Annotated in this window: 2 protein-coding genes; both read right to left on the reverse strand. The window is 64.6% G+C overall.

Going from position 1 to position 2,782, the window contains the following annotated elements; all coding sequences use genetic code 11:
- Window positions 1-207: 207 nt before the first annotated feature.
- Window positions 208-2,172, reverse strand: a complete 1,965-nt coding sequence (locus tag VF515_08115; protein HEX7407598.1) for a TonB-dependent receptor — start codon at window positions 2,170-2,172, stop codon at window positions 208-210.
- A gap of 150 nt (window positions 2,173-2,322) precedes the next feature.
- Window positions 2,323-2,782, reverse strand: a 460-nt coding sequence (locus VF515_08120; GenBank protein HEX7407599.1) for an energy transducer TonB, incomplete at its 5' end; no start/stop codon positions are given.

Below are 2,782 nucleotides of genomic sequence, written 5' to 3' on the forward strand. Positions count from 1 at the left end.
GCTGAGGCTCAAGCTCAGGCCCGCCGGAAGGGCCGGCCAGGAATCTCCTGTTCCATAGGTCACAGCTGATTAACATAGCACGCGGTGGCGCCACCGACTACGTAGGAACAGTCGTTTTCACTTGACGGGTGGATGATCGAGCGCTCACCTCATGTTCGATGGGTTGATGCTGCCGCGCCCTCCTGCCACCGGCGCGTGCGGCGCTAGTTAGAACCCGTACCGGAGCCCGGCGAGAAAGTTCGCCGGCGGCGCCGGGAAGCCGAGCGATTCGGCGTAGTCACGATTGAACAGGTTCCGCGCCGTCGCGGTGACAGCGAGCGGCGCAACGGGCCCCCCGAAGTGGTAGGACAGCGCCACATCGACGCGCCCGTAGCCGGCAATCGGCGCCGGGGACAACGGGTCGTTTGTGTCGAGCGGATTGGGACTATCGCGCCGGCCGACGACGTAGACGAGCGCGGTGGCCACCGCCTGGTCCCCGGCGGTGAACAGATCGTTCCAGCGGCCCGTGGCGGTCAGCGAGCCACGGTGGCGCGGTCGGTTGAGGAGCGTGACGGTCGCGGTGACGAAGTTCAGATACGTGTAGTTCCCTCCCAGGGTGAGCCAGCGTGTTGCCTGCAGCTTCGCCGTCATCTCGACGCCTTGCATACGGGTGGTGGCGACATTGAACGCCCCCTCATTCTCGGGCACGCTGGCGACCGGCGGCAGCTCATCAACCACCTCTTCGATCAGGTTGTGGACTTCACGATAGAAGTAGCTGGGCTCGAAACGCAGCCGCGCGTCGAACAGCTCCTGCGTCAGGCCGGCGTTGATTTCCCAGCTGGTCTCGGACTTCAGCTTGGGATTACCGAGCGCGCCGAACAACTCGTCGAACGTCGGTGCCCGAAACCCTTCCGCGTAGCCGAGCCGCAGCCGGGTCTGGGTCGGAGTGATGAGATACGACGCGGAACCCGAAACGGTGGTCTGGCCACCGAACACGTCGTAGTGGTCGTAGCGTACGCCTCCCACCCCGCGCAGCGTGTCATTCAGGAGGTGGATCTGTTCTTGTGCATAGAGTCCGACGATCGAACGGTTGCCGCGGTGATCTTCCGGAGAGTATGGGCTGTCGGGCTCCGCCGGGTCGGGCTGTAGCTTGTGGATGTCTGCCCACTGTTCCTTGTACTCCAAGCCGGCAGAGGTGACCGAACAGTCGTGCCACAAATAGTTTACCTGCGCCTCGGCGGTGGTCATCTCGCTTGGAGTGTGGCTGATCACCGGCAGGTCAAATTTACCTTCCTCATCGATCGTGTTGCCATGGTAGCGGGGATTGTCGCGAACGAAGGACACGGCGGTGCGATAGTTCAGCGCCTCGCTCAGCGCGTATTCCCACTCGCCTTTGGCGAGGAAGAAATTGTCGCGACTGTAGGCGTCGGGATCGAGCGGCCTCTCGGGATGTGCGACGTTGAAGTTCACCAGCCCGGCACGGGCGTCGCTGTAGCGCAGGAAACCACGCAGCTCGGCCGACGGCGACACGCTGAAATCCGCGCGCCAGACGGTCGAAAAGTTGCGGTAGTCGTCGTTGATCGAGCGGAAGCCGTCGCTGGCCAGAAACGAGGCCGTGCCGGCCAACGACAAGGGGCCCTGGGCGCCGTTGATCCCCACGGTTTCATGATGGGTGCCGGCGCTGCCGCCTTCGGCGCTGGCCAGCAGATGGAACGGACCTGCGCCGCGCTGTGTGAGCACGTTCACCACACCGCCGATGGCTTCAGACCCATACAAGGCGCCCCCGCCACCGCGCAGAATCTCGATACGGTCGATGTTGTCGGTGGTGAGGTTGGCGAAGTCGAATTGCCCGACCGTCGGCGTGTTGACCTCGACGCCGTCGAGTAGCACCAGGACCTGATCCGGGTTCGACCCGCGGATGGACGCGAAGGCGGTCTGCCCGCGTGATCCGAACTCGTTGATATCCATTCCCGGCGAGCCGCGTAGCGCGTCCGCAACCAGCGACTGGCCGCGCTGTCCAATGTCCGTGCCGCCGATCACCGAGACGGTGGTGGTGGCGTCATCGGCGCGTGTTTCTGTGCGCGTCGCCGTGACCACTACCTCCGGAAGTTGCGTCGTTGGCTCGTCAGCAATCACCGGTAGTGGCCACATCAGCAGCCACGTCACGAGCGCCCACCACAGATGTCTTTGCATGCGCGTTGTGCTTCCCTGCACTGCCAGACCGCGGCTCATACCGAATCGGGGCTGCGGGGACAAGGTATGTTTCCGAGCCCGCCGACCAGGTTCGACGGCGACGGAACTTATCACCGATTGAGAAGTGCATGTGAAACTCCTGTACCTCCGTCAGCGGAGTTGAAATCGGATCGGAATTTCGATGCGCACCCTGACCGGCGTGCCGTCGCGGTCACGCCCCGGTTCGAAACGCCACTGCCGGAGCGCCTCGACCGCAGCGGCATCGAGCAATGGCATCGATTGCGTGACCGTGATCGCCTCTTCCACTCGCCCCTGTTGATCGACGACTGCAGTCAAGATGACGCGGCCCTCCAGCCCGCGAGCCCGCGCCAGTGGTGGATACGTCGGCATGACACGTGACAGCACCACCGGTGGATGAACCACCGCATCTGCGGGGAGCGGCTGGTTGCCTTTGCCGCTGAGACGGCCGCCGACAACGCCGCCAACAACACCACTCACAGCGCCCTGCGGCTCGCCGCGTGGTAGGGCCGCCGGCGCGGGCAGCGGTGACGTGGCCCGCGCCGGCCTCTTCGGAACGACCAGCCGCCGCGGTTCCACGACCGCCTTGGGT

This window comes from Candidatus Binatia bacterium (genome assembly GCA_036382395.1).
Classification (GTDB): Bacteria; Desulfobacterota; Binatia; order HRBIN30; family HRBIN30; genus JAGDMS01.

Excerpts from the sequence above, each read along its gene's own strand:
- VF515_08115 (HEX7407598.1), bottom strand. The coding sequence starts at position 2,172 with ATGCAAAGACATCTGTGGTGGGCGCTCGTGACGTGGCTGCTGATGTGG.